This is a genomic window from Pelomonas sp. CA6 (assembly GCF_022549225.1).
Lineage (GTDB): Bacteria > Pseudomonadota > Gammaproteobacteria > Burkholderiales > Burkholderiaceae_C > Roseateles.
Genome location: NZ_JAKZFD010000003.1, coordinates 271,286 through 285,566 on the forward strand (window position 1 = coordinate 271,286; position 14,281 = coordinate 285,566).

Annotated in this window: 13 protein-coding genes; 9 read left to right on the forward strand and 4 right to left on the reverse strand. The window is 71.0% G+C overall.

Annotation, left to right across the window (positions count from 1 at the left end):
- Window positions 1-283 precede the first annotated feature (283 nt).
- On the forward strand, window positions 284-736 hold the full coding sequence (locus tag LZ017_RS07225; RefSeq protein WP_241395932.1) for a CopD family protein: 453 nt from the start codon (window positions 284-286) through the stop codon (window positions 734-736).
- Between the two features lie 388 nt (window positions 737-1,124).
- Here LZ017_RS07225 and LZ017_RS07230 read toward each other — a convergent pair whose 3' ends face one another.
- Both LZ017_RS07230 and LZ017_RS07235 read right to left on the reverse strand, forming a co-directional pair.
- Window positions 1,125-2,006 carry an SDR family oxidoreductase gene (locus tag LZ017_RS07230; protein WP_241395933.1) on the reverse strand — a complete coding sequence of 294 codons (882 nt, stop codon included), beginning with the start codon at window positions 2,004-2,006 and terminating at the stop codon, window positions 1,125-1,127.
- Between the two features lie 45 nt (window positions 2,007-2,051).
- Window positions 2,052-2,918 (reverse strand): helix-turn-helix transcriptional regulator, encoded by an 867-nt coding sequence (locus LZ017_RS07235; protein ID WP_241395934.1) that lies wholly within the window; start codon window positions 2,916-2,918, stop codon window positions 2,052-2,054.
- A 231-nt stretch (window positions 2,919-3,149) separates the two neighbouring features.
- Between LZ017_RS07235 and LZ017_RS07240 the strand changes: the two genes are divergently transcribed.
- Complete coding sequence (locus LZ017_RS07240; RefSeq protein WP_241395935.1) at window positions 3,150-4,763, forward strand: hypothetical protein; 1,614 nt, start codon at window positions 3,150-3,152, stop codon at window positions 4,761-4,763.
- Window positions 4,764-4,776: 13 nt separating this feature from the next.
- Here LZ017_RS07240 and LZ017_RS07245 read toward each other — a convergent pair whose 3' ends face one another.
- On the reverse strand, window positions 4,777-5,067 hold the full coding sequence (locus LZ017_RS07245; protein WP_241395936.1) for a hypothetical protein: 291 nt from the start codon (window positions 5,065-5,067) through the stop codon (window positions 4,777-4,779).
- Window positions 5,068-5,192: 125 nt separating this feature from the next.
- Between LZ017_RS07245 and LZ017_RS07250 the strand changes: the two genes are divergently transcribed.
- The 5 genes from LZ017_RS07250 (at window position 5,193) to LZ017_RS07270 (ending at window position 10,927) form a co-directional block, all read left to right on the forward strand.
- Complete coding sequence (locus tag LZ017_RS07250) at window positions 5,193-5,552, forward strand: hypothetical protein (RefSeq protein ID WP_241395937.1); 360 nt, start codon at window positions 5,193-5,195, stop codon at window positions 5,550-5,552.
- Between the two features lie 184 nt (window positions 5,553-5,736).
- On the forward strand, window positions 5,737-7,806 hold the full coding sequence (locus LZ017_RS07255; RefSeq protein WP_241395938.1) for a ribonucleoside triphosphate reductase: 2,070 nt from the start codon (window positions 5,737-5,739) through the stop codon (window positions 7,804-7,806).
- A gap of 47 nt (window positions 7,807-7,853) precedes the next feature.
- Entirely contained in the window at window positions 7,854-8,045 is a 192-nt protein-coding gene (gene nrdD, locus LZ017_RS07260) for an anaerobic ribonucleoside-triphosphate reductase (RefSeq protein ID WP_241396096.1), read from the forward strand.
- Window positions 8,046-8,048: 3 nt separating this feature from the next.
- On the forward strand, window positions 8,049-8,789 hold the full coding sequence (locus LZ017_RS07265) for an anaerobic ribonucleoside-triphosphate reductase activating protein (RefSeq protein WP_241395939.1): 741 nt from the start codon (window positions 8,049-8,051) through the stop codon (window positions 8,787-8,789).
- Window positions 8,790-8,908: 119 nt separating this feature from the next.
- Entirely contained in the window at window positions 8,909-10,927 is a 2,019-nt protein-coding gene (locus LZ017_RS07270) for a diguanylate cyclase domain-containing protein (RefSeq protein WP_241395940.1), read from the forward strand.
- A 24-nt stretch (window positions 10,928-10,951) separates the two neighbouring features.
- Here LZ017_RS07270 and LZ017_RS07275 read toward each other — a convergent pair whose 3' ends face one another.
- Window positions 10,952-11,935 (reverse strand): GlxA family transcriptional regulator, encoded by a 984-nt coding sequence (locus tag LZ017_RS07275; protein WP_241395941.1) that lies wholly within the window; start codon window positions 11,933-11,935, stop codon window positions 10,952-10,954.
- 147 nt (window positions 11,936-12,082) lie between these two features.
- On the opposite strand from LZ017_RS07275, the gene LZ017_RS07280 reads away from it, so the two are divergent.
- Entirely contained in the window at window positions 12,083-13,189 is a 1,107-nt protein-coding gene (locus LZ017_RS07280; protein WP_241395942.1) for an S-(hydroxymethyl)glutathione dehydrogenase/class III alcohol dehydrogenase, read from the forward strand.
- 8 nt (window positions 13,190-13,197) lie between these two features.
- Window positions 13,198-14,073, forward strand: a complete 876-nt coding sequence (fghA, locus tag LZ017_RS07285) for an S-formylglutathione hydrolase (RefSeq protein WP_241395943.1) — start codon at window positions 13,198-13,200, stop codon at window positions 14,071-14,073.
- The last annotated feature ends 208 nt before the right edge of the window (window positions 14,074-14,281 follow it).

Consider the following 14,281-nt stretch of genomic DNA (forward strand, 5'->3'; position numbering starts at 1 on the left):
GGTCGATCCGCCCGGCCCCGCCGCGGGACCCCGCGCCGCTGTATCTTTCGCAACCCGCGCGAAACAGTCGTGGCCAGGGCGAGCACCCACCTGGCCGACGGCCCGTGGGGATGCCATGATGCGCCCCGCATCCTCCTGGATCCGGCCGCGGAGCCCGCGGCGCGCCTCATCGCCGCGCTGCCCGGGACCGTCGTGACGCCAAGGCGTTGACCACTCGAGACCTTCGATGACACGCGGGCGGCCGGCTGTTGGATCCGGGGGCATCGGTCAAGGGGGGAAATGGATGCTGAGACAGGTCTTGTTGCTGGTGCACCTGCTGTCCACGATGGCGTGGATGGGGGGCATGTTTTTCGCGTACTTCTGCCTGCGTCCGGCGGCGGCCCAGGTGTTGCAGCCACCGCAGCGCCTGTCGCTGTGGACCGCGTCGCTGGGGCGCTTCCTGCGCTACATGGCCGTGGCGGTGCTGCTGGTGCTGGGCAGCGGCGCGGGTCTGCTCGCGCCGGTGGGGTTCGCCGGCGCGCCAGTGGGCTGGCATGCGATGGCGGCGCTGGGGGGCGTGATGGCGGTGGTCTACGCCGTCATCGCGCTGCGGCTTTTTCCGCAGCTGCGAGGCTGCAGCGAGGCGCAGGACTGGCCGGCGGCGGCGGCGGCACTGAATCGCATCCGGCGGTTGGTGGCGGTGAACCTGGCGCTGGGCGTGGGGGTGGTGGGGATGGCGGTGTTTGCGAGGGGGTGACGGGGGTCTGTGTTGTGCTTTGCGCGCATCTCGTGCTCCTCGCGTATCTCGCGCTTCTCGCCTATTTCGCCTATTTCGTGCTTCCCGTGCGTGGCACAGAGCCCGCCGGGTCTCGCCCCGGCAGGCGAGTCACTTTCTTCTGAAGGCCCAGAAGAAAGTAACCCAAGAAGAGGGCCTTGAATGCGATTTGACCGGGGCATGCGCTGAACGCCCAGTGCTGGCCCGACAACCACCCGGGCAAGGCCACCACACAGGCTTTAAGTCGCTCGCCGGGTACGGCTCGACTCCACGCTGGTCCTCTTGCCAGGGCTCGCTGATGCGGCGGGCGGCTCTGGGTCATGAGCGCCGGCGCTTCCGGGGGGCCGCGTGTTTGCTGGCCGAGGGGGAATCAATCCAGCTCGAACGGCGCGATCCAGCGCCCGTCGATGTCGCGGAAGCCGTAGTGGCGGGCCAGGTCGCCGACGCGCAGGACCTGGCCGCTGCGGGCCAGGATCTGTGCATCGCCCGCCAGCGCGACGACGGCGCGGCCCAGGTAGCGCGGCGATTCGGTGCGCGCGAGCGCGGGATGTTCCCGCCAATGGGCTTCGTCGGTGTGATGGCCGGCAAGCACGAATTCGGTGCGCATCCAGCCCGGTGACACGGCCACGGAGGCGACCCCCTGCGGACGCAGCTCCTGCGCCATCGCGAAGGCCAGTCGCGTCATCGAGGCCTTGGCGAGGTCGTAGAAGAGGTTGCCGTCCAGGTAGCGGTCCCGGTCCCAGAAGGTGGTGGTGACGATCAGCCCGGCACGCCGGCGGATCATCAGCGGCGCGGCCAGGCGGCTGCTCAGCACGTGGTTGCGCACGCCATGCTCGAACATGGGCGCCCATTGCGCCATCGAACGCTCCCAGAAGGGCTGCTGGAAGACGCCGTCGAAGACCTCGTGGCCGCCCCAGGCGTTGTTGACCAGCAGGTCCAGCCGCCCCTGCTCGCGCTCCACGCGCTCGAAGAGTTCCGCCACCTGCGCCTCGTCGCTGTGGTCGCAGCGCAGCGGGATGCCCCGTCCACCGGCCGCGGTGACGGCCTCGGCGGTCTCGTCGATGGAACCGGGCAGGCGGGTCAGTCCGGACAGCGCCAGGATCTGGCCGTAGCGGTCGGCCGGTTCGGCGCGCGTGCTGCGCCCGGTCACATAGACCGTGGCGCCGGCCGCGCCCAGCTCCTCGGCGATGCCGCGCCCGGCGCCACGGCTGGCGCCAGTGACGACGGCGATGCGGCCTTCCAATGTCTTCATCGTGCGCCTCCTCGGTTAGGGGATGAAGCCACTGTAGGCGGCGGCTCAGGCCCGCGTCTTGGACAAATCCGAAACGGCCGGCGCGCGCGCCTCGTCCAGGTACTGCTGCGGCGTCAGGCCGCACAGGGCGCGGAACTCGCGGATCAGATGCGACTGGTCGTAGAAGCCGGCCTCCAGCGCAAGCTCAGGCCAGCGAGGCGACCGCGCGGCGGGCCGGCGCAGCAAGCGCAGGCAGGCATGCAGGCGCGCCAGGCGGCCGAAGGCGGCGGGGGTCAGCCCCATCTGCGCACGGAAGACCTGCTGCAGTCGCCGCTCGCCCAGCCCCAGCTGGCGCGCCACCTCGGCGACGGAGCGCCGGCCCTGCCCCTGCTCGAACAGCCGGCCGGCGGCCAGCACGGGGCGGGGGTCCGGTGCCGCGCCATCGCGCCGCATGGCCTCCAGGGTCTGGAGCAGGCACCGCGCCCGCGCGGCATCGCCGCGCCGGGCCTGCAGGCGCTCGGCGAGATCGCGCCAGCGCGGCGCCACCACGGCGTCCCAGGGCAGCACGCGCTCGGCCAGCTCGTGGGCGGGCAGGCCCAGCAAGGCCTGGGCGGCGCCCGGCCGCAGCGTCAGCGACAGCCCGTGCTGGCGACCGCTGAGCTGCAGCAGCACGGGCTGCGTGCTCGGGCCCGCCAGCATCAGCCTCGGTCCGGCATCCAGGTCTTCGACGATCAGCCGCAGCGCGCCGTCGGGCAGCACGCGCTCGCGCAGCGTCAGGCCCGCCGGCAGCTCTTCGCGGTAGGCCAGCAGATGCGCCACATGGGGGCGCAGCGCGGCGGGCAGCGCCAGCTCGCGCAGCGCGCCCGCGGGCACCGAGGTCTCGGGCGCATAGAGCGGGTCGCCGTCCAGGCGAAGAAACAGGCGGTCCGTCATCGCCGCCGATTGTGGCGCCGCCGGCCGCTGTGCGCACGCGGCGGCGGCGGGCGGCGGCGCGCCTGTCGTGCGCTGGCGGGCCATGTCGTTCTATAGAAGGGGCAGTGCGCCCCGAGCCGGCCGCGCCACAGCGCGGCCACGACGCCCGCCGGTTCCGCCGTCGGCCGGCGCCGGGCATCGCCGACGGGTCGCCCCTCGGTCGGCGCGCGACGGCTTTCTTGGGAGTCAGCCATGGGTTCCAATCTGAACGTGCGCATCCTGCCGCTGGACGCCGGCGATGACGAGTTGCAGCCGCGCGCCGGCCCGCGCTCCGTGGGGCTGTGCTTTTCGGGCGGCGGCAGTCGCGCGCTGAGCTGCGCGATGGGCCAGCTGCGCGGGCTGCGCTACCTGGGCCTGCTGGACCAGGTCTTCGCCAGCTCCTCGGTGTCGGGGGGCACCTGGGCCAACGCGCTGTACACCTACCTGCCCGAACGCATCTCCGACGACGACTTCCTCGGCGAGGTGGAGCTGGACCCGTCCAAGCTCAGCTGGGACCGGCTCTCGCGGCAGACGCCCAACAACCTGGGCCGCGTGCCAACGCGGCTGAGCCTGGGCGGCATCCTCGACGAGCTCTACCGGCTCAAGCAGCATTACCACTATGCGAACCCGCAGCTGTGGCAAGGGCTGATCGGCCAGTTCGTGCTGCGCGACTACGGACTGTGGGCGCCGGATGCGCGCGGTTTCGACACGCGCTTCTTCAGCTGGACCGACGCCTATCTGCACGCCGCCAACGGCCCGCTGGCACGCAACCCGGGGCTGAAGGCCGAGCAGTTCATCACCGTGCAGCGGCACCGGCCCTTCCCCATCTTCAACACCGCGCTGTTCACCAACGATGGCACGGACGCCGAGCTGGTGCCCTTCGAGGCCAACTTCATGCTGGGCGTGCGCGCCGCCTTCCCCAAGGACGCGCAGCAGCAGGGCGCGCTGGGCGGCGGGCTGATCGAGTCCTTCGCGATGGGCGGCAGCTACCTGGGCGAATCCAAGCCGGGCCAGGTGCTGAGCAGCCGGCCGGCGCGCGCCTTCAGCCTGAGCGACATCGTGGGCAGCAGCAGCGCCGCCTTCGCGCAGATGTTCGAAGAACAGTACCCCGACCTCAACGGTCTGGTGCCGCGCTACCCCTACTGGCCGGTGCAGGGCCGGCAAAGCCAGCAGGTGCTGGCCTACCGCTTCGCCGACGGGGGCAGCCTGGAGAACCTGGGCGTCAACGCCATGCTGGCGCGCGGCGTGCCCCGCCTCATCGTGTTCGTCAACACCGACCAGGCCATTGCCCGCGATCCGGAGCGCGGCGAGGTCATCGTTTCGGACGACATCCCGCCGCTGTTCGGCCTGCAGCCCTATTCGTCGGCGCAGGGTTATGTGCCCTACGGACCGGACCAGCCGGGGCAGGGCGCGAACCGGTTGTTCCGCCACAACCAGGTGTTCGAGACCAGTGCCTTCACCGCGCTGCAGCAGCAGCTGCTGGCGGCCCGCGTGGCGGGCGGGTCCATGCTGGTGCGCCAGACGCTGAAGGTGCTGCCCAACCCCTGGTTCGACGTGCCGGCGCAGGACAGCGTGGAGCTGCTGTGGGTGTACAACGACCACGTCGCCAGCTGGTGGGCCCAGCTGCCCCCCTACACGCAGGGCTGGCTGGACGTCGAAAGCCTGGGCGACTTCCCGCGCTACGACACCTTCCTGCAGCTGCGCCTGACCGCGCCGCTGGTCAATGCGCTGGCCCACCTGGCCTGCTGGAACCTGGCCTCCGACTCCACGCTGGGCAACCCCGGTGGCCTGAGCAACGCCCAGGTGCTGCGGCAGATGTTCCAGTGACGCGAAGGGGGGCTCAGTCGGCCAGCTCGGGCGGGGGCGGGTCGTCCGCGGCGTCGTCGTCCGCCGCGTCCCAGGCGGCGCGCCCGGCCGCCAGGCGTTCCTGCCAGGCGGCCTCCGCCGCACGGGCGCGTTCCAGCCGGTCGCGCAGGCGCGGCGAGCCTTCGATCAGCTGCCCCGCCGCATTGATCGCATGACGGTACTGCGGCCGCAGCGCGGCCAGATCCTTCAGCAAAGGCCCATGGCGTTCCGGATAGACCTCCCACCAGCGGACGATGCTGTTCGGGTCGTTCAGGTCCAGCAGCATGGCGATCTCCTTGTACGGGCAAAGCCTTGTGATGCGCCATGATACTGTATAAAAATACAGTTATCCATCGAACCGACAGACATCGAACAAGCCGGCCCGAGCCGGCCCCAGACAGGAGGATTGCCGTGCGCCGCTATCGCATCGTTCTGGACCAGGTGATGGTCCCCTACCACCAGCGCCCGCTGGCCGAGGGCGTGGCCGCCCGGGTGCTGGAGGCGGCCCTGGGCGGGCCGCGTGGCGTGGTGCAGACCTGGCTGGACGGCCGCCTGGCGGCCGGCGAGGGCGCGGACCGCTGGCATTGCGCCGCGCGCGCTGCGCTGGATGCCATCGAGGCGGCCTTCGCCCATTTCTTCGTCGGCATGAGCCGCGCGCAGATCGACGAGGCGCGCGCCGGCGAATCGCTGACGCTGGTGCTGCTGGACGAGAACGGCGAGGACCTGCTGGATCCGCTCGCGCAGGAGGAGGGCGGGCGCATCGCGGCCTGAACGAGCGCTTGCGCCCTGTCTGGGGCGCCGCGTTCCGGCCTGCGAGGACTTGCAAGATCCGGTCCCGGCGCGCGTGCCGGCGCTGCGCTTTTGCGCTGGCGCAAGACTTGGCTGGGTCGACGGTGGATCGAGTGAATGCACTACCTATAGTGTGCCGCTGTCTCGAACGCCACTAGATCTAGTCATGTTCACGCGCCAGACCGCCTCAGCCTCTTCCCTCCACGCCCACCCTCTGCCCGCTCTGGTGCGCAAGCGCGACGGCCGCCTGCTGCCCTTTGATGCCGCCAAGATCGCCCATGCGCTGGCCCGCGCCGGCGCGGCCACCGGCGAGCTGGACCCGGCCGGCGCGCGCCGCATCACCGAGCAGGGCGTGCTGCCCCGCCTGGCCGAGGCCGCGGCCGACGGCGCGCCGCCCGATGTCGAGCAGGTGCAGGACGCGGTGGAGGCCGCGCTGTTCGACGCCGGCCTGCGCGCCACGCTGCGGGCCTACGCGGTCTACCGCGAGCAGCACCGCGCGCTGCGCGACGCACGCCAGACCCTGGTCGACGTGCAGGCGACCATGGACGAGTACCTGCAGCAGCGCGACTGGCGCATCAAGGCCAATGCCAACCAGGGCTGGAGCCTGGGCGGGCTGATCCTCAACGTGTCCGGCAAGGTGGTCGCCAACTACTGGCTGGACCAGGTCTATCCGCCCGAGATCGGGCGCGCGCATCGCGAGGCCGACCTGCACATCCACGACCTGGACATGCTCAGCGGCTACTGCGCCGGCTGGTCGCTGCGCACCCTGCTCAACGAGGGGCTCAACGGCGTGCCGGGCAAGGTGGAGGCCGGGCCGGCGCAGCACCTCAGCAGCGCGGTCGGCCAGATCGTCAACTTCCTGGGCACACTGCAGAACGAATGGGCCGGCGCGCAGGCCTTCTCCAGCTTCGACACCTACCTGGCGCCCTATGTGCGCAAGGACGGCCTGGACTATGCGCAGGTGCGCCAGGCCATGCAGGAGCTGATCTACAACCTCAACGTGCCCTCGCGCTGGGGCACGCAGACGCCCTTCACCAACCTGACCTTCGACTGGACCTGCCCCGAGGACCTGCGCGAGCAGGTGCCCATGATCGGCGGGCGCGAGATGCCCTTCCGCTATGGCGAGCTGCAGGCCGAGATGGACCTGATCAACCGCGCCTATATCGACGTGATGATGGCCGGCGACGCCAAGGGCCGCGCCTTCACCTTCCCCATCCCCACCTACAACATCACGCCCGACTTCGACTGGGACAGCCCCAATGCCCAGGCCCTGTTCGACATGACGGCGCGCTACGGCCTGCCGTACTTCCAGAACTTTCTCAACTCCGAGCTGCAGCCCAACATGGTGCGCTCCATGTGCTGCCGGCTGCAGCTGGACCTGCGCGAGCTGCTCAAGCGCGGCAATGGTCTGTTCGGTTCGGCCGAGCAGACCGGCTCGCTGGGCGTCGTGACCATCAACTGCGCGCGCCTGGGCCATCTGCACGCGGGTGACGAGGCCGGGCTGCTGGCGCGCCTGGACCGCCTGCTGGCGCTGGGCCGCGACAGCCTGGAGATCAAGCGCAAGCTGATCCAGCGCCTGATCGACGAAGGCCTGTTCCCCTACACCCGGCGTTATCTGGGCACGCTGCGCAACCATTTCTCCACGCTGGGCGTGAACGGGATCAACGAGATGATCCGCAACTTCAGCGCCGACCGCGAGGACATCACCACGCCGGCCGGCCATGCGCTGGCGCTGCGCCTGCTGGACCACGTGCGTGCGCGCATGGTGGAGTTCCAGGAGCAAACCGGCCACCTCTACAACCTGGAGGCCACGCCGGCCGAGGGCACGACCTACCGCTTCGCGAAGGAAGACCGCAAGCGTTTCCCGTCCATCCTGCAGGCGGGCACGCCGGAGCAGCCCTACTACACCAACAGCTCGCAGCTGCCGGTGGGCCATACCGATGATCCCTTCGAGGCGCTGGAGCGCCAGGACGAACTGCAGCGCAAGTACACCGGCGGCACCGTGCTGCATCTGTACATGAACGAGGCGGTCTCCAGCAGCACGGCCTGCCGCGAGCTGGTGCGGCGCGCGCTGTCCAACTTCCGCCTGCCCTACATCACCGTCACGCCGACCTTCTCGATCTGCCCCAAGCACGGCTATCTGAGCGGGCACCACGAGTTCTGCCCCACCTGCGACGCCGAGCTGCTCGCGCGGCGCCAGCCCTGCGGCAGCGAGGCCGGCTGCGCCTGCGCCTGACGCCCCGCCCGACGATTTCTTCACCACGCCCAAGGAGGCCACCGATGATGCAAGACCCGACCCCCGCCACCCGCGCCCCGTCCGTGCCGCCGCTGCGCGACGAGGAGCGCCAGCGCTGCGAGGTCTGGACCCGCGTGATGGGCTACCACCGCCCGGTCAGCTCCTTCAACACCGGCAAGCAGGGCGAGTTCGCCGAGCGCCAGCACTTCGTCGAAGCGCGCGCCCAGCTGCGGGACTGAGCGATGCACGCCACCCGGCCCGTTCCGCCCGACGCGCTGGCCCTGCAGGTCGGCGGGCTGACCCGTTTCAGCTCGGTGGACTGGCCGGGACGCATGGTGGCCGTGGTCTTCGTGCAGGGCTGTCCCTGGCGCTGCCTGTATTGCCACAACGCCGGTCTGCAGCCGCGCGAGCCCGGGGCGCTGGACTGGGCGCAGATCGAGGCCTGGCTGCAGCGCCGCCGCGGGCTGCTGGACGGCGTGGTCTTCAGCGGCGGCGAGCCGCTGCTGGATGCCGCGCTGCCGGCCGCGCTGGCGCGCGTGCGCAACCTGGGCTTTGCCACCGGGCTGCACACCGCCGGCATCTACCCGCAGCGCCTGGCCCAGGTGCTGCCGCTGCTGGATTGGGTGGGCCTGGACTTGAAGGCGGCGCTGGACGAGGCCGGCAGCTATGCGCGCGTGACCGGCGTGCGCGCAGCGCATGAGCCGGTGCTGGCCTGCCTGGCGCTGCTGCGGGAGGCCCGTCGCAGCGCCGGCCTGGACTACGAATGCCGCACCACGGCCGACGCCGACTGGCTGGACGAGGTCGAACTGCTGCGCCTGGCCGCACAGGTGGCCGCCGCCGGCGTGCCGCGCTGGGCATTGCAGCAGGCGCGCGCCGGCGGTCAGTGGTCGCCCTCGGCGGGTCGGCCCTGGGGGGCGGCGCGTGAAGAATTGCTGCTGGCGCTGCGCCGGCTGGTGCCTGAATTGATCCTGCGCAGAGCCTGAGTCGCCCCGCCGCGACAGCGTCTCAGGGGGGCTTCTGCCCGCGTGCCGATGCGGATAGAGTGGGTCGCACAGCGCCGCTGCGGCGCAGGCCCACTTCCAGCCGTCCAGCCGCCCCTCGCATGCCCGAGCGCCTACTCCTCGACCGCGACCGCATCCTGTTGCGCTATCTGCTGGCGCTGGCCATCTTCACCGTGGCCACGGCGCTGCGCATGGTGCTCATCCCGGTCGAGGTCCGCCTCACCTACGCCACCTACTATCCCGCGGTGGTGCTGGCGCTGTATTTCTGCGGGGTCGGCCCGGGCCTGCTGGTCATGGTGTTCAGCAGCGCGGTCGGGGTGTATTTCCTGTCGCCGCCCTATCACTCCTGGCACAGCGACCGGCCTGGCAATTTCGCGCTGATCGCCTTCGTGTTCACCTCGCTGGCCTGCGCCTATGTCGTGCAGCGGCTGCGCAGCCTGTCGCGCGACCTGTTCGCCGCCAACCAGCGGGCGCGGCAAAGCCAGCGCGAACTGCAGACCGTGATCGACGACCAGACGGACATGCTGTTCCGCTTCGACCGCGAGGGCCATTTCCTGCTGGCCAACCCGGCCGGCCGCGCCGCCTTCGGGCTGGAGGGTCAGGACCTGTCCAACAAGACCTGGCACCTGCTGGTGGGACCGGAGGACCGGCCGGCGGTCGACGCGCGGCTGGCGCGCCTGAAGCCGGACAACCCGGTGGTCGTGACCGAGAGCCGCTTTCGCAATCCCAAGGGCCGGCTGCGCTGGGGCGAATTCGTCCACCGCGCGTCCTACGACGAGGACGGCCGGCTGCTGCAGGTACAGACCGTCGGGCGGGACATCACCGAAAGGCGCGAGCTCAAGGCGCAGCTGCTGGAGATCACCGCGCGCATGCACGATCTCTACGACAGCGCGCCCTGCGCCTACTATTCGCTGGACGCGCAGGGCAAGTTCTGCCAGGCCAATGCGGTGATGCTGAACTGGCTGGGCTGTTCGGAGGAGGAATTGATGGGGCGGCTGGGGCCGCGCGATTTCTTCACGCCGGAGGATCAGCGCCGCTTCGACGAGCACTTTCCCAAGTTCCTGCGCGACGGCGTGATCGGCCCGCTGGAGTTCGACCTGCAGGGGCGGCAGGGTCCGCCACGGCGGGTCAGCGTGTCGGCCACCGCGGTGTGGGACGCCCAGGGGCGCTTCGAGCGCAGCCGTTCGGTGATGTACGACATCACCGAGCTGGATGCCACGCGCAAGGCGCTGCGCCAGCTCAATCGCCAGCAGGAGGCGATGCTGGACAACGACCTGATCGGCATCCTGAAGCTGCGCGAGCGCCGCATCGTGTGGAGCAACCGTGCCAGCGAGCGCATGTTCGCCTGCGGGCCCGGCGAGCTGCTGGGGCTGGAGTCGCGCGCGCTCTACCGCACGCAGGAGGAGTACGAGGAATTCGGCCGCGTCGCCTACCCGGTGCTCCAGGCGGGTGCCCCTTACCGGGGGCAACTGCAACTGCTGCGCCGCGACGGGCGCCCGGTCTGGGTCGACGTCAGCGGTGCGCTGCTGTCGCCCGAAACCGGCGAATACCTGTGGATGTCGCTGGACATCACGGCGCTGAAGGCGCAGCAGGAGCGGGTGGAGCATGTGGCCTTCCATGACGGCCTGACCGGCCTGCCCAACCGCCTGCTGCTGATGGACCGGCTGCGCCAGGCCGTGCAGCTGAGCCGGCGCACGCAGGAATGCCTGGCGGTGTGCTTCCTGGATCTGAACGGCTTCAAGCCGGTCAACGACCGCCATGGCCATGCCGCCGGCGACGAGTTGCTGCGCGAACTGGGCCGGCGTCTGTTGGCCGGCGTGCGCGCGCACGACACGGTGGCGCGCGTCGGCGGCGACGAGTTCGTGCTGCTGCTGCCCGCGCTGCACGACCGCCAGGAATGCGAGCTCATCCTGGCCCGGCTGCGCGCCGAGATCGCACGTCCGGTGGCGCTGCCCAGCGGGGTCTGGGTGCGCGTCACGACCAGCGTCGGCTATGCACTGTGTCCCGACGATGGCTTGAGCGAAGACGAGCTGCTCGCCCATGCCGACCGTGCGATGTATGCCGACAAGGCCGGCCACAAGACGGCGGCGCCCCACGATCCGGGCGGGCCGCAGGGCTGATCCGGTGCGCCGCGCGGCGGGGCTTCAGCCGGCGCTGCCGCCGAAGCGGGCGCGGTAGTCCTGCGGCGACACGCCCAGCCGGCGCGCGAACAGCTTGCGCAGCGCCTGCTCCGACGCGAAACCCACGCGCGCGGCCACGGTCTTTTGCGGCAGCTCGCTGTCCTCCAGCAGGCGGCGCGCCGCCTCCAGCCGGGCGTCCTCGATGAAGCGCGCCGGGCTCTGGCCCACCGCGCGGCCGAACTGGCGGCGGAAATTGCGCTCGCTCATCAGCGCTCTGGCGGCCAGCTCGGCCAGCGGCAGCGGCTGGTCCAGGTGAGCGAGCACCCAGTCCTGCGCCGCGCGTATGCCGGGATGGTCGGTGCCCTGGCTTTGCAGGTGGACGCTGAACTGCGACTGGCCGCCGGGCCGCTTCAGGTACATCACCAGGTCGCGCGCCACCTCCAGCGCCAGCGCGCGGCCATGGTGCTCCTCGACCAGCGCCAGCGCGAGGTCCATGCCCGCGGTGACGCCGGCCGAGGTCCAGATGCGGCCGGCGCGCACATGGATGCGGTCGGGCTCCACGCGCACCGCGGGGAAGCGGGCGCGCAGCAGCGGGACGGCGCTCCAGTGCGTGGTGGCCGGCTGGCCGTCCAGCAGACCGGCGGCGGCGAGGAAGAAGCAGCCGGTGCACAGCGCCACCAGCGTCGGCAGCCGCGGCGCGGCGGCGCGCACCCAGTCCACCAGCGCCGGCTGGCGCTGCAGCGCGCTGTCGATGTCGCGCACGCCGACGATCACGGCCAGGTCGGGCAGGTCCTGCAGCGACAGTGGTGCCGCGGCCTCCAGCGCCATGGGCATGTCCGAGGCCACGCGCCCGGCCTGCGGCGCGACGATGCGCAGCGCATAGCCGCGCGGGCGTCCGTGCTGCAGCAGGTGGTGGTTGGCGTACTCGAACACGCTGAGCGTCTCGATCGCCTCCAGGGCCTTGAAGCCGGGGTAGACGATGAGATCGACGCGCAGGGGCTGGGACATGGGCGCGGGCGGGGGGGCGTTCCGGGGCGGCCGATTATCTGTCCGCGCCGGCCAAGCGGCGTGCCGCGGCCGCCATCGCCGATGCGCTGCGGCCCGGACTCTCCTACAGTCGGACCCTATCGACCATTCTGCCGACGGAGACACCCCATGAAGACTCGCGCCGCCGTGGCCTGGGCAGCCGGCCAGCCGCTCACCATCGAAACCCTGGACCTGGACGGGCCGCGCGCCGGCGAGGTGCTGATCGAGGTGAAGGCCACCGGCATCTGCCACACCGACCACTACACCCTGTCCGGAGCCGACCCCGAGGGCATTTTCCCTGCCGTGCTGGGCCATGAGGGCGCGGGCGTGGTGGTCGACGTCGGGCCGGGCGTGACCACGCTGCGCCGCGACGACCATGTGATCCCGCTCTACACGCCGGAATGCCGGCAGTGCAAGTTCTGCCTGTCGCGCAAGACCAATCTGTGCCAGCTGATCCGCGGCACCCAGGGCCGCGGCCTGATGCCCGACGCCAGCTCGCGCTTTTCGCTGAACGGCAAGCCGGTCTTCCACTACATGGGCACCAGCACCTTCAGCAACTACATCGTCGTGCCCGAGATCGCGGTGGCCAAGGTGCGGCCGGACGCGCCTTTCGACAAGATCTGCTACATCGGCTGTGGCGTCACCACCGGCGTGGGCGCGGTGATCTTCAGCGCCAAGGTGGAGGCCGGCGCCCATGTCGCGGTCTTCGGCCTGGGCGGCATTGGCCTCAACGTGATCCAGGCAGCACGCATGGTGGGCGCCGACAAGATCATCGGCGTGGACATCAACCCGGCCCGCGAGGCCATGGCGCGGCGCTTTGGCATGACGCATTTCATCAACCCGCGCGAGGTCGAGAACGTGGTCGACACCATCGTGCAGCTGACCGATGGCGGCGCCGACTACAGCTTCGAGTGCGTGGGCAACACCACGCTGATGCGCCAGGCGCTGGAGTGCACGCACAAGGGCTGGGGGCGCAGCCTCATCATTGGTGTCGCCGCGGCCGGCGCCGAGATCAGCACCCGGCCCTTCCAGCTGGTGACCGGGCGCAAGTGGGAGGGCTCGGCCTTTGGCGGCGCGCGTGGCCGCACCGACGTGCCCAAGATCGTCGACTGGTACATGGAGGGCAAGCTGCGGATCGACGAGCTGATCACGCACCGGCTCACGCTGGACCAGATCAACGAGGGCTTCGCGCTGATGGAGCGCGGCGAGTCGATTCGCTCCGTGGTCCTGTACTGAGCCGGCCCATGGACCAGCCTCTTCGCATGCTCGGCGAACATGCCTGCTTCGGCGGCGTGCAGCGCTTCTACGAACACGACTCGACCAGCACCGGCACGCCGATGCGCTTTGGCCTCTACCTGCCGCCGCAGGCCGGTGACGGACCGCGGGGCCGGGTGCCGGTGCTGTTCTTCCTGGCCGGACTGACCTGCACCGAGGAGACCTTCGCAATCAAGGCCGGCGCGCAGCGCGAGGCGGCGCGGCTGGGGCTGGCGCTGGTCACGCCGGACACCAGCCCGCGCGGCACCGGCATCGCCGGCGCCAGTTCGGACTGGGACTTCGGCCATGGCGCCGGCTTCTACCTGGACGCCACGCGCGCGCCCTGGTCCGCGCATTTCCGCATGGCCCGCTATGTGACGCAGGAACTGCGGGCGCTGGTGCTGGAGCAGTTCCCGCTGCGCGCCGACCGCGTGGGGCTGATGGGGCACTCCATGGGCGGCCATGGCGCGCTGACGCTGGCGCTGAAGAACCCGGGGCTCTACCAGTCGGTCTCGGCGCTCGCGCCCATCGCCGCGCCCATGCACTGCTCCTGGGGCCGCAAGGCCTTCGCCGGCTACCTGGGCGAGGACCGCGAGGCCTGGGCCGCGCACGACGCCTGCGCGCTGATCCGCGCCGGCGCGCGGCTGCCGCCGCTGCTGGTGGACCAAGGGCTGGCGGACAAGTTCCTGGCCGAGCAACTGCATCCGCAGCTGCTGGAGGCGGCCTGCGCGGACAGCGGCCAGCCGCTGCGGCTGCGCCGTCACGAGGGCTACGACCACGGGTACTACTTCGTCGCCAGCTTCATCGCCGACCACCTGTGCCACCACGCCGAGCTGCTGCTGGACACCCCCGCAGGCAAGAACTGACCCCCTGCGGCGCGGGGCCGCGCCGGGTCTGGGCCGTGCGCCAGCCGCCCCGACATCGTCCTCGTGTAATCTCCCGTTCCAACAGGGGGCGGCCGGTGCGCCGTCCCCTCCTATAAGTTGGGGAGTGTCTTGTCTCTGTTTGCGGTGGTCTCAGCCTGCCGGCGCCTGGAAGCCAGGCCCGTCGGGCCGCAGGGCTGGCGGGGTCCAT